Source organism: Kitasatospora sp. NPDC092286 (assembly GCF_044755565.1).
In the GTDB taxonomy this organism is placed as follows: domain Bacteria; phylum Actinomycetota; class Actinomycetes; order Streptomycetales; family Streptomycetaceae; genus Kitasatospora.
This window is the reverse complement of sequence record NZ_JBIVRD010000028.1, coordinates 19,249-33,985: the sequence shown is the minus strand read 5'-3', so window position 1 is coordinate 33,985 and position 14,737 is coordinate 19,249. Positions and strand designations below refer to the sequence as shown.

Sequence of the window (14,737 nt, the reverse complement as noted above, 5' to 3'; positions counted from 1 at the left end):
GACCGGTATCCGGACAGAGGTGCCGATCGTGACATTCCACTCACTCGTGACGGCGGCCTCCCTACTTGCCGAGGGCCGCCTGCATCACCGCCTTGGCGATCGGCGCGGCCAGCCGGCCGCCGCTGATGCCGTCGCGGTTGTCCGAGCCGTCCTCGACCACGACCGCCACCGCGACCGACTGGCCGTCGGCGGTCTTGGCGAAGGAGGTGAACCAGGCGAACGGCAGGCCGGCGTTGTCCTCGCCGTGCTGCGCGGTACCGGTCTTGCCGCCGACGGTCAGGCCGGGGATCTTGGCGTTCTTGCCGGTGCCGTTCTCCACCACCGAGACCATCAGGTCCTGCATCTTCTGCGAGGTGGCCGGGCTCATCGGCTGGGAGAACTGCTTCTCGGTGTGCTTGGAGATGGTGGTCAGCGAGGCCGAGCGCTCCTGCTCCACCAGGTAGGGCTGCATCAGGCTGCCGTTGTTGGCGATGGCCGCGGAGACCATGGCCATCTGGAGCGGGGTGGCCCGGGTGTCGTGCTGGCCGATCGCGTCCTGCGCGGTGCCGTCCGGGGTGGAGTTGCTCGGGTAGACGCTCTTCTCGGAGCGGACCGGGGTGTCCACCGTGCTGTTGAAGCCGAACTTCTCGGCCTGCGCCCGCATCTTGTCCTTGCCCAGGTCGGCGCCGATCTTGCCGTAGACCGTGTTGCAGGACTGGTCCATGCCGGACTTCAGCGTGGCGTTCTCACACTGCTCGTACTGGCTCTCGTTCTTCAGCTCGGTCTTGGTGCCCGGCAGGACGTACGGGTTCGGGGTGTCGGTGGCGTCGTCGATGTTCTGGTACAGGCCGTTCTCGAACGCGGCGGTCGCGGTGACCAGCTTGAACGTCGAGCCGGGCGGGTACGTCTCGCGCAGCGCGCGGTTGAGCATCGGCTTGTTCGGATCCGCGTTGAGGTCCGTCCAGGCCTTGGTGTCGGCGGCGTCGCCGCCGGCGAAGGTGCCGGGGTCGTAGGACGGGGTGGAGACCATCGCCAGGATCGCTCCGGTGCGCGGGTCGAGCGCGACCACCGCGCCCTTCTTGTTGCCGAGGCCGTCGAAGGCGGCCTTCTGGGCCTTGGCGTTGATCGTGGTGAGGACGTCGCCGCCCTTCTTCGGCTCGCCGGTCAGCATGTCCAGGGTGTTGCGGAAGAACAGCCGGTCGTCGCTGCCGGAGAGGATGCCGTCCTCCAGCTGCTCCAGCTGGCTGGCGCCGAAGGACTGCGAGGAGTACCCGGTGACGGGTGCGTACATCGGGCCCTCGAGCCAGGAGCGCTTGTACTTGTAGCGCAGGCCGTTGACGAAGTCCGACTGGGTGACCGGCTGGCCGCCGACGATGATGTTGCCGCGCGGGTGGGCGTAGCGGTCGTACACCTGGCGCTTGTTGTTCTTGTTGGTGGCCCAGGCCTCGGCCTGGACGCCCTGCACCCAGTTGGTGCGCACCATCAGGGCCAGGATCAGGACGAGGCAGAAGATCGAGACCCGACGGATCGGCTTGTTCATGAGGCGGACCCTCCCTGGATCTCGGTGGCGGGGGCCGGTTCGACCCCGGGGCGGCGGGCGCTGTCGCTGATCTTCAGCAGGATCGCGACCAGGGCCCAGTTGGCGACCACCGAGGACCCGCCCTGGGCGAGGAACGGCATGGTCATACCGGTCAGCGGAATGAGCCCGGTGACACCGCCGGCCACCACGAAGACCTGCAGGGCCATGGCCGAGGAGAGGCCGACGGCGAACAGCTTGCCGAACGGGTCGCGGGCGGCGATGGCGGTGCGCAGGCCGCGCTGGATCAGCAGGGCGTAGAGCATGAAGATCGCCATCAGGCCGGTGAGGCCGAGCTCCTCGCCGAAGGAGCCGAGGATGAAGTCGCTCTTGGCGGCGAAGTCGATCAGCCATGAGCGGCCCTGGCCGAGGCCCGAGCCGGTCACCCCGCCGGAGCCCAGCGCCATCAGCGACTGGCCGATCTGTTCGGTGGCGCCCTGTGGCGGTTTGGGCGCGAAGGCGGCCATCGGGTCGAGCCAGGCGTCGATCCGGGTCTTGACGTGGCTGGTGGTCGAGGCGACCGCGACGGCGCCGCCGATGGACATCAGCAGGCCGAAGATGATCCAGCTGGTCCGCTCGGTGGCGACGTAGAGCATCACCACGAAGAGGCCGAAGAAGAGGAAGGACGTGCCGAGGTCGTTCTCGAAGATCAGGATCAGCAGGCTGACCAGCCAGATCGCGATGATCGGACCGAGGTCGCGCCCGCGCGGCAGGTAGAGGCCCATGAACCGGCGGCTGGCCAGGGCCAGCGCGTCCCGCTTGACCATCAGGTAGCCGGCGAAGAACACGGTCAGGATGATCTTGGCGAACTCGCCCGGCTGGATGGAGAAGCTGCCCATCCGGATCCAGATCTTGGCGCCGAAGTCCTCTTTGCGGGACGGGAAGAAGGCCGGCGCCGCGAGCAGGACCAGGGCCAGCGCCATCGAGATGTAGGTGTAGCGCTGGAGGACCCGGTGGTCCTTCAGGAAGATCATGACGAAGATGAACAGCGCCACCCCGAGGCCCGACCACATCAGCTGGTTGGCGGCGGCGGGGTAGTTGTTGTGCAGGAGCTTGCCGGCCTTGTCGAGCCGCCAGATCATCACCACGCCGAGCCCGTTGAGCAGGGTGGCGATCGGCAGCATCAGCGGGTCCGCGTACGGCGCGAAGCGGCGCATCAGCAGATGCGCGATCAGGGCCAGCGCCCCCATGCCGAGCCCGTAGCCGAGCATGCCGGCCGGCAGCGAGTCGTCCATCGCGAGACCCACGTTGGCGTACGCGAGGACCGGCAGCAGCACGGCGAAGGCCAGCAGCGCCAGCTCGGTGTTGCGCCGGTTCGGCGTGCCCTGGGGGGAGATCGTGGTGTTGCCCCGGCGCCGCGAGGCGGCCCGGCCGGTCGGCCCGCCGGGGGTCCGGCGGTCGTCGGACCGGTTGCCCGGGCCACTGCTCAGGTCGAAGGTGCTCACGTGGAGGCCGCTCCCTGACGGCCGGCCGGCCCGCTGCGGGCGGGCCTATGTCGGGTCACGGGCGTCACTGCTTCGGGCAGGAGTCGGCCTTCAGCCGCTCCTCCTCGGTCAGGCCCGGCAGGTCGCTCTGCGGCCCGGCGGCCGGGGCGGCGGCGCTCTGGCTGGGTGCTGCGGCGCTCGGGGCGGCCGCGCTCGGGGCGGCCGTGGCCGTCGCGGGTGCGCGGGTCGCGGACGGGCTCGGGGTGACGGCCGTCGTGAACGCCGCCTGGGTGACCGGCGCGGCCGGGTTGGTCGCGGTCGCCCTGGCGTCGGAGACCTTACGGCAGAGTGCCGCCTGCTCGCCGAGCTTCTTCACCTTGTCGTCGGCGTCGCCCAGGCTGCTGGCGGAGATGGTGTTGGTGACGTGGGTGCGCTGGTCCTGCGGCAGGTACTTGAGCTCGATGTCCCGGTACGCGGTGTGCACCGAGGAGAGGTTCAGGCCGGCCAGGCTCTGGTTGACGCCCTGGTAGACCGCGACGTGGTCGCCGTCTACGCCGACGTAGTACTGGCCCTGCGTCCACCGGTAGCCGAAGAAGCCGGCGCCGCCGAGCAGGCCCAGGGTGATCAGGCTCACCAGTGAGACCTTGAGCGCCCTGCCCTTGCGCTTCGGTCGCTCCTCGTCGTCGTAGTCCTCGGTGCCGTACACCGGGGGCTCGTCGGAGCCGTACCCGTCGTAGCCCTCGGCCGGGCCGAAGCCGGCCTGGCCGGGGTTGCCGTACCCGTCGTAGCCCTCGGCGGGGCCGAAGGCGCCCTGCGGGGCGCGCCCGAGGCCGGCCGCCCGGCCGGCCGGGGTGTCGAGGATCGACTGGTCGGCGGCGGCCGAGGACGGCGGGGTCTCGGCGACCGCGCCGACCACCACCGGGATGTCGTTGAACTGGCCGCTCAGGGTGTCCGTGGCGCCGACGTCGATGACGTCCGCCACGATGCAGGTGATGTTGTCCGGACCGCCGCCGCGCAGCGCGAGCTGGATCAGCTCCTGCACGGTCTGCTCGGGCGAGTAGAAGCTTCCGAGGGTGTCCTCGAGGGTCTGGTGGCTGACCGGGCCGGAGAGGCCGTCGGAACAGATCAGATAGCGGTCGCCGGCCCGTACCTCGCGGATCGACAGGTCGGGCTCGACCTGGCCGCGGCCGTCCAGCGCCCGCATCAGCAGGGAGCGCTGCGGGTGGGTCTCGGCCTCCTCCGCGGTGATCCGGCCCTCGTCGACCAGGCGCTGCACCCAGGTGTGGTCCTGGGTGATCTGCACCAGCGAACCGTCGCGCAGCAGATAGGCGCGGGAGTCGCCGACGTGCACCATGCCCATCCGCTGACCGGTCCAGAGCATGGCGGTGAGGGTGCAGCCCATGCCCTCCAGCTGCGGGTCCTCCTCGACCATCTGCCGGAGCCGGTCGTTGGCGCCCTGGACGGCGTCGCCGAGCAGGGTCAGCAGGTCGGCGCCCGGCACGTCCTCGTCCAGCCGGACGATCGAGCCGAGCACCTCCGAGGACGCGACCTCGCCGGCCGCGGCACCGCCCATGCCGTCGGCCACGGCAAGCAGCCGCGGCCCGGCGTAGCCGGAGTCCTCGTTCCCCTCCCGGATCAGTCCCTTGTGGGAGCCGGCGGCGAAGCGCAGCACCAGGGTCATGCGACCTGAGCCCCCCTCTGGGTCATGGACGGGATGCTGTCCCTCATGCGCTACTACTTCCGCAGTTCGATGACGGTCCTGCCGATACGGATCGGCATGCCCGGCTGGAGCGGGGTCGGCGCGGTCAGGCGCTGCCGGTCCAGATAGGTGCCGTTGGTGGAGCCTAGATCCTCGACCGTCCACTGCCCAGTCTGATCCGGATAGATCCTGGCATGCCGGGAGGACGCGTAGTCGTCGTCCAGCACGATGGTGGAGTCGTGCGCGCGGCCCAGCGTGATGGTCTGGCCCTGCAGCGCGACGGTGGTCCCGGCGAGCGAGCCCTGCACCACGACCAGCTGGGTCGGGGCGCCGCGGCGCCGGCCGCCGCCCTGGGTCTGCTGGGGGGGCGGGCCGGCGGCCTGGCCCTGCGGGGCGCGCCCGGGCCCGGGGGCCGGAGCCGAGGCGGTCGCGGCACCGCCCCGGCGGGAGGAACGGGGGTTCACCCTGGTCCCGAACAGGTCGCTGCGGATCACCTGGATCGCGACGATGACGAACAGCCACAGCACGGCGAGGAAACCCAGCCGCATGACCGTCAGGGTCAGTTCTGACATAACCGGCCCGCTCTACCCTTCGACCTGTCGGTAGACGATGGTGGTGGAGCCCACGACGATTCGCGAGCCGTCGCGGAGCGTAGCGCGCTGGGTGTGCTGTCCGTCCACCACGATGCCGTTGGTGGACCCGAGGTCGAGCACCATCGACGGGGTCCCGGGCCTGATCTCGGCGTGCTTGCGGGAGACCCCGGGGTCGTCGATCCGCACGTCCGCCTCGGTGGAGCGGCCGAGCACGCAGGCGTTCCCGGTGATCTGGTGACGGGCGCCGTTGACCTCGATCCAGCGGCGGACCGAGGTGCCGTGGCCGGCGCCCGGGAACGGGCGCACGTTGCCGCCGCCCGGGGCGGGCTGGCCCGGCGGCATGGCGGGGGGCGCGGCCGGCGGCGGGGGCGCGCCGTACGGGGCGGCGCTCTGCTGCTGCTGCCACGGTGCGCCGGGGGCCGGCGCGGCCGGCGGGCGGCCGTAGCCGGCCTGGGTCGGGTGCTGCTGCGGGGCCTGCTGCTGCGGCTCCTCGGCGGCCAGCGTGCGGCTGCGCACCCGGTACAGACCGGTGTCCAGGTCGTCGGCCTTCTCCAGGTTCACCTGGAGCGGGCCCATGAAGCTGTACCGCTGGGCCTCGGCGTACTCGCGGACCATGCCGGCCAGCTCGGTGCCCAGCTGGCCCGAGTAGGGGCTCAGGCGCTCGTGGTCGTGCGGGCTCAGCTCGACGATGAAGTCGTTGGGCACGACGGTGCGGTCGCGGTTCCAGATGCTCGCGTTGTTGTCGCACTCACGCTGCAGCGCGCCGGCGATCTCCACGGGCTGGACCTCGGACTTGAACACCTTGGCGAAGGTGCCGTTGACGAGACCCTCAAGTCGCTGCTCGAACTTCTTCAGCACTCCCATGGGGCACCCCCTTCCAGGGTTCGTTCGCCTGCCTTCCGACCGGATCCCGGGGAGCCGGTCGCGCCTACTTGCGGTACTTCCGTACTGATCGTATCCACGCCGGGGCCATCCGTACGGTTCCCGGACCGCGTGGTGCCCGGGGGTGGGCTCGGACACACAGGGTGACGCATCCCTGCGGCAGCATGCCAGGAGTACCCGTCCGACCGGGCCCTCATCCCTCGCCCGCCAGTTCGCCGGACATCCGTTCGGATGCGCTCGGCCCCCAGGGAAACGGATTCGGAGGTGACCCGCAGGTCGTGCTAATGTTTTCCACGTCGGAAGGGGCACCCGAAAGGGAGCCGGATCGAAGAACCGCGAAGGCCACATGGTATCGAGCGGATCGGTTGATCGGTTGGCAACCACGACAGGCACCCATGCGCGGGTGGCGGAATAGGCAGACGCGCTGGATTCAGGTTCCAGTGCCCGAAAGGGCGTGGGGGTTCAACTCCCCCCTCGCGCACAGCGAAGCCCCGCAGATCTTCGGATCTGCGGGGCTTTCTCGTTCTCCCGGTCGGGTGCCCGGGGCGGGTCCGGGTGCCCGCGGGCCGCTCACTCGTGGGTGGCGGGCAGCTCGGCCCGGACCTCGAAGCCGCCGTCCGGGGTCGGCCCGGCGGCGAGGGTGCCGCCGAGCAACTGGGCCCGCTCGCGCAGGCCGACCAGCCCGTGGCCGCCGCCCGGCAGGGTCTCGGCGGGCCGGACCGGCGGGATCCTGTTGCGGATCTCGACCCGCAGCCGGCGGCCCTTGGCCCGGACCCTGACGTGCACGGTGGCGTCCGGGGCGTGCTTGGTGATGTTGGTGAGCGCCTCCTGGACCGTACGGTAGGCGGCCCGCTCGACCGCCTCCGGCCAGGGCCGGTCGCCGGGGGACAGATCCGTGTCGGCGGCCAGGCCGCTCTCCTCGATCAGCCGGGGCAGGTCCGCCAGCCGGGGCTGCGGGGCCAGCGGCATGTCCCCGCGCGGTCCGGCGGCGCGCAGCACCCCGACCATCTGCCGCAGCTCGTCGAGGGTGCGGACGGAGAGCTCCCGGATGGTCCGGGCGGTGGCCGCGGCGGCCGGGTCGGCGGTGCTCACCTGGAGCGCGCCGGCCTGGATGCTGATCAGGCTGACCTGGTGTGAGACCACGTCGTGCATCTCCCGGGCGAGCCGGCCCCGCTCGCTGATCAGCACCCGCTCGGCCAGCAGCCGGCTCTCCCGCTCCTGGCCGCGGGTCAGCTCGTCCAGCCTGGCCGCCAGCTCCCGGCGGGTGCGGGAGAGCAGGCCGGTGGCGGCCGGCCCGGCCGCCAGCATCACGGACTGGATGGCGTAGAGCGCCGTCTCCCGGGTCAGGGCGAAGGACTGTTCGGAGAGCGGCCAGTGGAAGAACTCGACCAGCGCGAACAGGGTCGCGCAGGGCACCATCACCCGGGGGCGGGGGCGCTCGGCGGCCACCGTGTAGACGGCGGTGATCGGGGAGAGCCAGATGTCGGCGAAGTAGCTGCCGGGCATGGTCAGCAGCAGGACGGCCACCGGGAAGCGCCGGCGCCAGGGCAGCACCACGGCGGCCAGGACCGAGAACACGACCTGCCACCAGGTGGCGTCCCGGGCCACCAGGGTGGCGTCCACCAGGGAGTAGAGGGCGGGCAGCAGCAGCATCAGCCAGGGCGCGGTGAGCCGGGCCGGCAGGTGTCTGGAGGGGAACGGGTCGGTGCCGGTCATGCCCCGTCGCCGGGTTTCGGCCGGACCAGACCGGCCCGGTGGGCGATCACGGCGGCCTGCACCCGGTTGGCGGCGCCGAGCTTGCCGAGGATCGCGCTGATGTGGTCCTTGACCGTGCCGGTGCCGAGGAAGAGCCGGTCGGCGATCTCGGCGTTGGACAGGCCCTCGCCGAGCAGGGCCAGGACGTCGAGCTCGCGGCCGGTGAGGGTGCGGGCCAGTGCGCCGGCCTCGGCGTCCGGGCCGCCGCCGTCGACGTAGCCGCCGATCACGGTGCGGGTGACGGTCGGGGAGAGGATGCTGCCGCCGGCCGCGAGCACCCGGACGGCGTGCACCAGCTGGTCCGGGGCGGTGTCCTTGAGCAGGAAGCCGGCGGCGCCGGCCCGCAGCGCGGTGCCGATGTACTCGTCGGTGTCGAAGGTGGTGAGCATCGCCACGGCCGGCGGGTCGGGCAGGGCGCGCAGCCGGCGCAGCACCGAGATGCCGTCGAGGTCCGGCATCCGGATGTCGAGCAGCACGACGTGCGGGCGCAGGCGCTGGACGCATCCCTCGGCCTGGCCGCCGGAGCAGTCGCCGACCACCTCCAGATCGGGGGCGGAGCCGACGATGAGGCCGAGGCCGGAGCGGACCAGGATCTCGTCGTCCACGATCAGCACGCGGGTGGTGGTGATGGTCCCTCCTCGGTTCGGGCGGCCGGGTCCGGCCGGTCCGCAGCAGTGGTTTCGAGCCTAGGGGGTGTCTGACAATTCCCGCGGAACGCGTGGCTGCGGCGGAACCCCCGCCGTTCGGCGGGGGTCGGAATCGGCTACCGGGTTCACGCGATTCTCACGCTGAGTGGGGAACCATGGAGTTGGCTGCCCGTTCGCCGGTTTCCGGCCGTGGCGAGGGCCGCCGGTCAGTCCGTCGGGCCCGTGCGGGCGCCCGGCGCCGGGCCGTGTGCGGATGCGCCCCACCATCTGATCGTTTGGAATTGAGCTGTGTCGTCCACCGTGAAGTCGGAGCCGTCCGCCGCGTCCGCCGGGCCCCGGCCCGTCGGCCTGCTCGAGCGCTGGAGGCCCAGGGCGGCGACCGCGACCGTCTGGTACATGCGGCTGCTGGCCCTGCTGAACCTGGCGACGGTGCTGCTGGCACCGTTCCGGCACCAGGTGACCGAGCACAACGAGGGTGAGTACTTCACCCCGTACCTGATGACGGCCGGCCTGGCGAGCGCGGTGCTGTCGGTGTTCCTGGCGGTCGCCATGCGGCGGCGCAAGCGGGCCGCGTGGATCTTCAACACCGCGCTGGCCGGGGTGTTCGCCCTGCTCTACCTGGTCGTCATGGTGTTGCCCGGCGAGCGGTTCAGCCGGCACCCGCTGAACTACTTCTCCACCGTGCTGACCTGCCTGTTCGTGCTGGCCCTGCTGATCGGGCGGAAGGAGTTCACCTCCAAGGGCGACCGCTCCAACCCGAAGACCGCGGCGGCCGCGTTCGTCGGCGGCCTGCTGTTCGGCGGCGGCGTCGGCGCGCTGCTGGTCTGGATGAACAACAGCCTGCCCGGCGCCGGCTTCTGGGACCTCTTCCGCTACTCGGTCGGCCGGATGATCACCATCACCCCGACCGAGCACCTGCGCTCGGTGATCTCCGCCCCGACCTGGGTGAACGCCGTCATCAACGCGATGGGCGCGGTGCTCTTCCTGCTGGTGCTCTATGTGGCGTTCCGCAGCCCGCGGGACAAGGAACTGCTCACCCCGGAGGACGAGGTCCGGCTGCGCGCGCTGCTGGACAAGCAGGGCGAGCGGGACTCGCTGGGCTATTTCGCGCTGCGCCGGGACAAGGCGGTGGTCTTCTCCCCCAGCGGCAAGGCGGCGGTGACCTACCGGGTGGTCGGCGGGGTCTCGCTGGCCTCGGGCGACCCGATCGGCGACCCGGAGGCCTGGCCGGGGGCGATCGACGCCTGGCTGTCCGAGGCCCGCGAGCACGCCTGGGCGCCGGCCGTGATGGGGGCCTCCGAGGAGGCCGGGGTGATCTACGCCCGGCACGGGCTGGACGCGCTGGAGCTGGGTGACGAGGCGATCGTCGAGCTGGACGAGTTCTCGCTGGACGGCCGGGCGATGCGGGTGGTCCGGCAGGCCTACAACCGGGTCAAGCGGGCCGGGTACACCGTGCGGATCCGGCGGCACGAGGAGATTCCCGAGTGCGAGATGGCGGAGCTGGTGGCCAAGGCCGACCAGTGGCGCGACGGCGCGACCGAGCGCGGCTTCTCGATGGCGCTCGGCCGGCTCGGCGACCCGGGCGACGGGCGCTGCGTGATGCTGGAGTGCCACGACGGGGACGGTGAGCTGAAGGCGCTGCTGAGCTTCGTGCCGTGGGGTGCGGACGGGCTCTCGCTGGACCTGATGCGCCGGGCCCGGGACACCGAGAACGGCCTGATGGAGTTCATGGTGATCGAACTTCTGCAGCGCGCGCGGGAGGTCGATCTGGCCCGGGTGTCGTTGAACTTCGCGATGTTCCGTTCCGTTTTCGAGCGCGGTTCGCGGCTCGGCGCCGGTCCGGTGCTGCGGCTCTGGCGCTCGGTGCTGGGTTTCTTCTCGCGCTGGTGGCAGATCGAGTCGCTGTACCGGGCCAACGCGAAGTACCGGCCGATCTGGGAACCGCGGTATCTGCTGTTCGAGAAGAGCAGCGAGATTCCGCGGATCGGTATCGCGAGCGCGCGGGCCGAGGGCTTCATCACCGCACCGAGCCTGCCCGCCCTGTTCCGTCGACGGCACGCGGGTCCCGCCGTGGTGGCGCCCCGGGTGCCGATGGCGGCACAGGACGGGAAGGGGTAGTCCCTCCGCCGGGGGGCGGAGGGGACCGGCCGTCCGGACGGGGGGTGTTTTCGGGGTGGTTTCTCCCCCCAGAGGATGACGGGGATCCCCTCTTAATGTCGATGTGGATTCTTTAACCGGCTTCTAATGTTGGGGTAGTTGGGGAAGGCGTTCGCGGCTTCGGGGATTTGGAGAGACGGCTGTGATTCACAGGACCCACGCGGGGGGCGTGCGAAAGGGGCCGGTGGCTACTGCCGCCGAGGCCGCTGTCGCCGAGTGGGGAACGTTGTTCGGGACGGTCCGGGAGCGGGTGGCGAGCAGGAAGTTCGCCGCTGTACCGCTGGCCACCACGGCGACGTTTCTGATCCTGCTGTTCAGCATCGTGCAGCACCTGCCGGGCGGGGAGCGGTTCGTCACCCATATCGGGGTGGTGAAGGCCGCGCTGCCGCTGGAGGTCTCGCTGCTGCGTACGCCGCTGTCGCTGTACGTGCCGGCGCTGGACCTGCCGGTCTGGGGGGCGCTGGCCCAGGTGTTCGTGGTCTTCGGGATCGCCGAGATCGTGCTCGGCCGACGGCTGACCCTGGTGGTGGCCTACGCCTGCACCCTGGCCGGGACGCTGTTCGCCCGGGTGGGTGTGGCGATCGGCCCGAGCCACGTGTTCGGCTTCCCGAAGTGGGTCGCGTACGTCCGGGACACCGGCCCCTCGGCCGCGGTGGTGGCGCTGGCGATCTGCATCGCGTTCCGCTGCCGGGCCTGGCTCACCGCCGGGCTGGTGGTGGCGCTGATGGTCGGCGAGGCGGTCGTCCTGCCGAATCTGGCGGGTCTGGAGCACGTCGTCGCGGTGATCACCGCGCTGCTGATCGCGGTCTCGGTGGAGGTGTTCGGGGACTTCTGGCCGCGGGTGCTGGCCGGGGTCGGTGCCGCGACCTCGGTGGCGGCGGCCGCCTCGCTGGAGGTCGCGGCGGAGGCCCGGCGTCGTACCTCGGCGGGCGCGGCGATCCCCTGAAGGCGCACTCCGCCGGCCTGTCGGCCGGGGCGGTGGGCCGGGCCCGTCCGCCCCGGCCGTCAGGCGGTGGGCGGCCGGGGCGGCAGGGGCAGCTCGAACCAGACCACCTTGCCGACCGCCTTGCGGGCGGTGCCCCAGCTTTCGGCGAGCTTGGTGACCAGGGTGAGGCCGCGGCCGGTCTCGCCGAGCTGCTCGGCGGGCTCCAGCGACGGCAGGTTGTGGTTGTCGTCGCTCACCTCGACCAGCAGCTTGTCCACCCGGATCAGCTGGAGCTGGACGCGGTCCCGGGCGACCCGGACGGCGTTCGTCACCAGTTCGCTGACCAGCAGCTCGGTGGTGTCCGAGAGCGCCTCCAGGTGCCAGGCGGCCAGCCGGGCACGGACCAGTGCCCGGGCCCGGCCGACCTCGCGGTGGTCCACGGTGAGGTCCCAGGTGGCGACCTCGGTCGGGGCGACCCCGTCGAAGCGGGCCACGAGAAGGGCGACGTCGTCCTTGCGGTCGTCCGAGTGCAGGCGCTTCAGCACCACGTCGCAGGCCTGCTCGGGGCTCTGCCGCGGGTCGATCAGGTTGCCGCAGAGCGCCGCCAGGCCCGCTCCTATGTCACCGCCCCTGACCTCGACCAGGCCGTCGGTGCAGAGCACCAGCATCGAGCCGTCGCTGACGTCGATGGTCTTGGCGACGAACGGCACTCCGCCGACGCCGATCGGCGCGCCGGCCGGGATCTCCAGCAGCTCGCCGCTGCCGTCCGGGTGCACCAGTACCGGCGGGACGTGGCCGGCGCTGGCCAGCTCACAGGTCCGGTTGATCGGGTCGTAGACCGCGTACAGGCAGGTGGCGAGGTGGTCGTCGCCGAGCTTGTGGGCCAGGTTGTCGAGATGGCGCAGCAGCTGGCCGGGCGGGAGGTCGAGGGCGGCGAGGGTCTGCATCGCGGTGCGGAAGCGGCCCATCGCGGCGGCCGAGTGCAGACCGTGGCCCATCACGTCGCCGACCACCAGGGCGACCCGGCTGCCGGGCAGCTGGATCGCGTCGAACCAGTCACCGCCGACCTCGGCCTTGGGATCGCCCGGCAGGTAGCGGTGGGCGATCTGCACGCCGGGGATCTTCGGCGGGCGGGTCGGGATCATCGAGCGCTGCAGGGTGGTGGCGACCTTGGACTCGGCGCGGTGCAGCCGGGCGTTGTCCAGCGAGAGCGCGGCGCGGACGGCCAGTTCCTTGAGGGTGGCGGCGTCGCTCTCGTCGAAGGGGGCGCGGTCGGGCAGCCGGAGCAGCTTGAGGATGCCGAGCACGGTGCCCCGGGCGGAGAGCGGCACCACCAGCATCGAGCGGCCGGAGACCACCGAGGCCAGCCGGACGCCGCCGAGCGCGGCGGCGTAGTCGACCGCGACGTCCCGGGTGATCACCGGCACCAGGACGGGCTGGTTCAGCTGGAGGGCCATGCCGGGCGGGGTGTGGCGGGGCATCCGGACCAGCGCGCCCTCGGCGAGGACGTGGTCCCACTCGCCGGCGGACTCGTTGCGGACCAGGGCGACCCGGCGGAGCATGGTGTCGTCGTCCGGGCGGGCCTCGGGCAGCTCGGAGTCGGAGATCAGGCCGTCCACCAGGTCCACGCAGGCGAAGTCGGCGACCCGGGGGACGAGCACCTGGCAGAGCTCGTGCGCGGTGAAGCCGAGGTCCAGGGTGGTGCCGACCTTGCCGCCGACCTCGTTGAGCAGGGCCAGCTGCTCGCCGGCCTGCCCGTTGGTGAGGAACGGGCTCAGCCGGCCGGGCGGGGGCGTGCCGCCGCCGACGGCGGGTGCGGGCAGGACGGGGTCGGGTCGCCGGGCCTGGTGGCCGTTGGCGGCGGACTCGACGGCGGCCTGCTCGGCGATGACCTGCTCGGCGGTGATCTGTTCGACGCTGGTCTGCTCGATGGCGGGGCCTCCTCTGCCGGGGGCCGGGACGGGCGTACCGCCGGCCGGTGGACCGCTCGCGGCACCGGCGGGCCGGGCGGCGGTCTCGCGCTGGCCGGGCAGCGGGCCCGCCGGGCGGCGCCCGGCGGCGGACGGCTCGGGCTGGGCCGGGTGGCCGAGCCGGGCGGCGCGCTGCTGGGCGGTGGGGTAGCGGCGGCCGATCCCGGCGGCCGCGTGCGCGGTGCCGGACGGTGGATCGGCCGGCAGCACGGGGAGCACGGTGGCCGCGTCCAGCCGCAGGGCGGGCAGCCCGGCCAGGGCCAGCGCGTCGAGCAGCGCCGCCCGGGGGCCGGAGGCGGCCGCGCCGGGCAGCAGCCGGGCGAGCGGCTCGGGTACCGGGCGCCCGGGCGGGGCCAGAGCGGCGGAGAGCCGGTGGAAGCCGCCCCGGGCGGCGGGGGTGGGGGCGAAGGGCAGCAGGCGTTCGCCGAGGGCCAGCCGGGGGCCGGCCGAGCGCAGCGGCTGGGCGTCGGCGGCCAGGGCCAGCAGGGCGGCGGCCGGGCCGCGCAGCGGGTAGGCCCACCAGAGCACGTCGCGCAGGTGTTCCTCGCGGTCGATCACGGGCATCCGCCCGGCCCAGGGGTGGCCGCCGGCGGTCAGCTCGGCCAGGGTGTCCAGCGCGTCGCGGCGGCGGCGGACGGCGGGGGAGGCGGCCGGACCGGGGACGCTGCGCGGCTCGGCGGCGGGCAGCAGGCCGGTGGCGGGGCGGCCGTGGGTGACCTCGGCCCGGTGGCCGAACAGCTCCTCGGCGCCCCTGCTCCACTGGGCGATCCGGCCCTCCCGGTCGACCAGGACGAGGGCGAGCCGGACCAGGGCGGCCACGCCTGACGGCTGGTCACCCGGTGCGGCTCCGGCGTTCGGCGCTGCCTCGGCGCCCGTCGTGAGCGGTGTGGAGTTGGGCTCGTCCACCATGGATTCGGTCTGCTCCCGCCTGGCCGTGACGCCTGGCGTCGGCCGTCTTTCTGGAGGAGGCACGCTGTGCGGATACCAGCGAAGCACGGACAGGGCTGGGCTCGATAGCGAAACGGGGAGATTCATCAGTATCGGTTGCGTGTCGCATGGTGCGCGCCGGTACGCGCTCCCCGGGCACCCGGCCGATGCGTCGCGCGCGGGGGTAGGCTGGCAGGCCGGGC

The 14,737-nt window shown here is 72.5% G+C and carries 10 protein-coding genes and 1 tRNA gene; 3 read left to right on the top strand and 8 right to left on the bottom strand.

Annotated features, from left to right (window positions below; genetic code table 11):
- Positions 1-61: 61 nt before the first annotated feature.
- The 5 genes from ACIQIB_RS26150 to ACIQIB_RS26130 all read right to left on the bottom strand — a co-directional run bounded on the left by ACIQIB_RS26150 (position 62) and on the right by ACIQIB_RS26130 (position 6,135).
- A complete protein-coding gene (locus ACIQIB_RS26150) occupies positions 62-1,519 on the bottom strand; it encodes a penicillin-binding protein 2 (protein WP_363613699.1) in 1,458 nt (485 codons plus the stop codon).
- Positions 1,516-2,892, bottom strand: coding sequence for an FtsW/RodA/SpoVE family cell cycle protein (locus tag ACIQIB_RS26145; protein WP_363613745.1), 1,377 nt, complete (start codon positions 2,890-2,892; stop codon positions 1,516-1,518). Before ACIQIB_RS26145 ends, ACIQIB_RS26150 begins: the two co-directional genes overlap by 4 nt.
- 172 nt (positions 2,893-3,064) lie before the next feature.
- Positions 3,065-4,660 (bottom strand): protein phosphatase 2C domain-containing protein, encoded by a 1,596-nt coding sequence (locus ACIQIB_RS26140; protein WP_363613701.1) that lies wholly within the window; start codon positions 4,658-4,660, stop codon positions 3,065-3,067.
- A 53-nt stretch (positions 4,661-4,713) separates the two neighbouring features.
- Positions 4,714-5,250 (bottom strand): FHA domain-containing protein, encoded by a 537-nt coding sequence (locus ACIQIB_RS26135; protein ID WP_363613703.1) that lies wholly within the window; start codon positions 5,248-5,250, stop codon positions 4,714-4,716.
- Positions 5,251-5,262: 12 nt separating this feature from the next.
- Positions 5,263-6,135, bottom strand: coding sequence for a DUF3662 and FHA domain-containing protein (locus ACIQIB_RS26130; RefSeq protein WP_363613705.1), 873 nt, complete (start codon positions 6,133-6,135; stop codon positions 5,263-5,265).
- A 415-nt stretch (positions 6,136-6,550) separates the two neighbouring features.
- Here ACIQIB_RS26130 and ACIQIB_RS26125 point away from each other — a divergent pair.
- Positions 6,551-6,634 (top strand) — tRNA-Leu (locus ACIQIB_RS26125).
- 89 nt (positions 6,635-6,723) lie between these two features.
- Here the strand turns inward: ACIQIB_RS26125 and ACIQIB_RS26120 are convergent.
- Entirely contained in the window at positions 6,724-7,869 is a 1,146-nt protein-coding gene (locus tag ACIQIB_RS26120) for a sensor histidine kinase (protein WP_400761029.1), read from the bottom strand.
- A complete protein-coding gene (locus ACIQIB_RS26115) occupies positions 7,866-8,516 on the bottom strand; it encodes a response regulator transcription factor (RefSeq protein ID WP_363613747.1) in 651 nt (216 codons plus the stop codon). Before ACIQIB_RS26115 ends, ACIQIB_RS26120 begins: the two co-directional genes overlap by 4 nt.
- 327 nt (positions 8,517-8,843) lie before the next feature.
- Between ACIQIB_RS26115 and ACIQIB_RS26110 the strand changes: the two genes are divergently transcribed.
- Together ACIQIB_RS26110 and ACIQIB_RS26105 are read left to right on the top strand one after the other, a co-directional pair.
- On the top strand, positions 8,844-10,673 hold the full coding sequence (locus ACIQIB_RS26110; protein ID WP_400654113.1) for a phosphatidylglycerol lysyltransferase domain-containing protein: 1,830 nt from the start codon (positions 8,844-8,846) through the stop codon (positions 10,671-10,673).
- A 223-nt stretch (positions 10,674-10,896) separates the two neighbouring features.
- A complete protein-coding gene (locus ACIQIB_RS26105; RefSeq protein ID WP_363613709.1) occupies positions 10,897-11,658 on the top strand; it encodes a hypothetical protein in 762 nt (253 codons plus the stop codon).
- A 59-nt stretch (positions 11,659-11,717) separates the two neighbouring features.
- Here ACIQIB_RS26105 and ACIQIB_RS26100 read toward each other — a convergent pair whose 3' ends face one another.
- Positions 11,718-14,516: a SpoIIE family protein phosphatase gene (locus ACIQIB_RS26100; RefSeq protein WP_363613711.1), complete on the bottom strand. Its 2,799-nt coding sequence runs from the start codon at positions 14,514-14,516 to the stop codon at positions 11,718-11,720.
- Positions 14,517-14,737 lie beyond the last annotated feature (221 nt).

Excerpts from the sequence above, each read along its gene's own strand:
- ACIQIB_RS26150 (WP_363613699.1), bottom strand. The coding sequence starts at position 1,519 with ATGAACAAGCCGATCCGTCGGGTCTCGATCTTCTGCCTCGTCCTGATC.
- ACIQIB_RS26140 (WP_363613701.1), bottom strand. The coding sequence starts at position 4,660 with ATGACCCTGGTGCTGCGCTTCGCCGCCGGCTCCCACAAGGGACTGATC.
- ACIQIB_RS26135 (WP_363613703.1), bottom strand. The coding sequence starts at position 5,250 with ATGTCAGAACTGACCCTGACGGTCATGCGGCTGGGTTTCCTCGCCGTG.
- ACIQIB_RS26130 (WP_363613705.1), bottom strand. The coding sequence starts at position 6,135 with ATGGGAGTGCTGAAGAAGTTCGAGCAGCGACTTGAGGGTCTCGTCAAC.
- ACIQIB_RS26120 (WP_400761029.1), bottom strand. The coding sequence starts at position 7,869 with ATGACCGGCACCGACCCGTTCCCCTCCAGACACCTGCCGGCCCGGCTC.
- ACIQIB_RS26100 (WP_363613711.1), bottom strand. The coding sequence starts at position 14,516 with ATGGTGGACGAGCCCAACTCCACACCGCTCACGACGGGCGCCGAGGCA.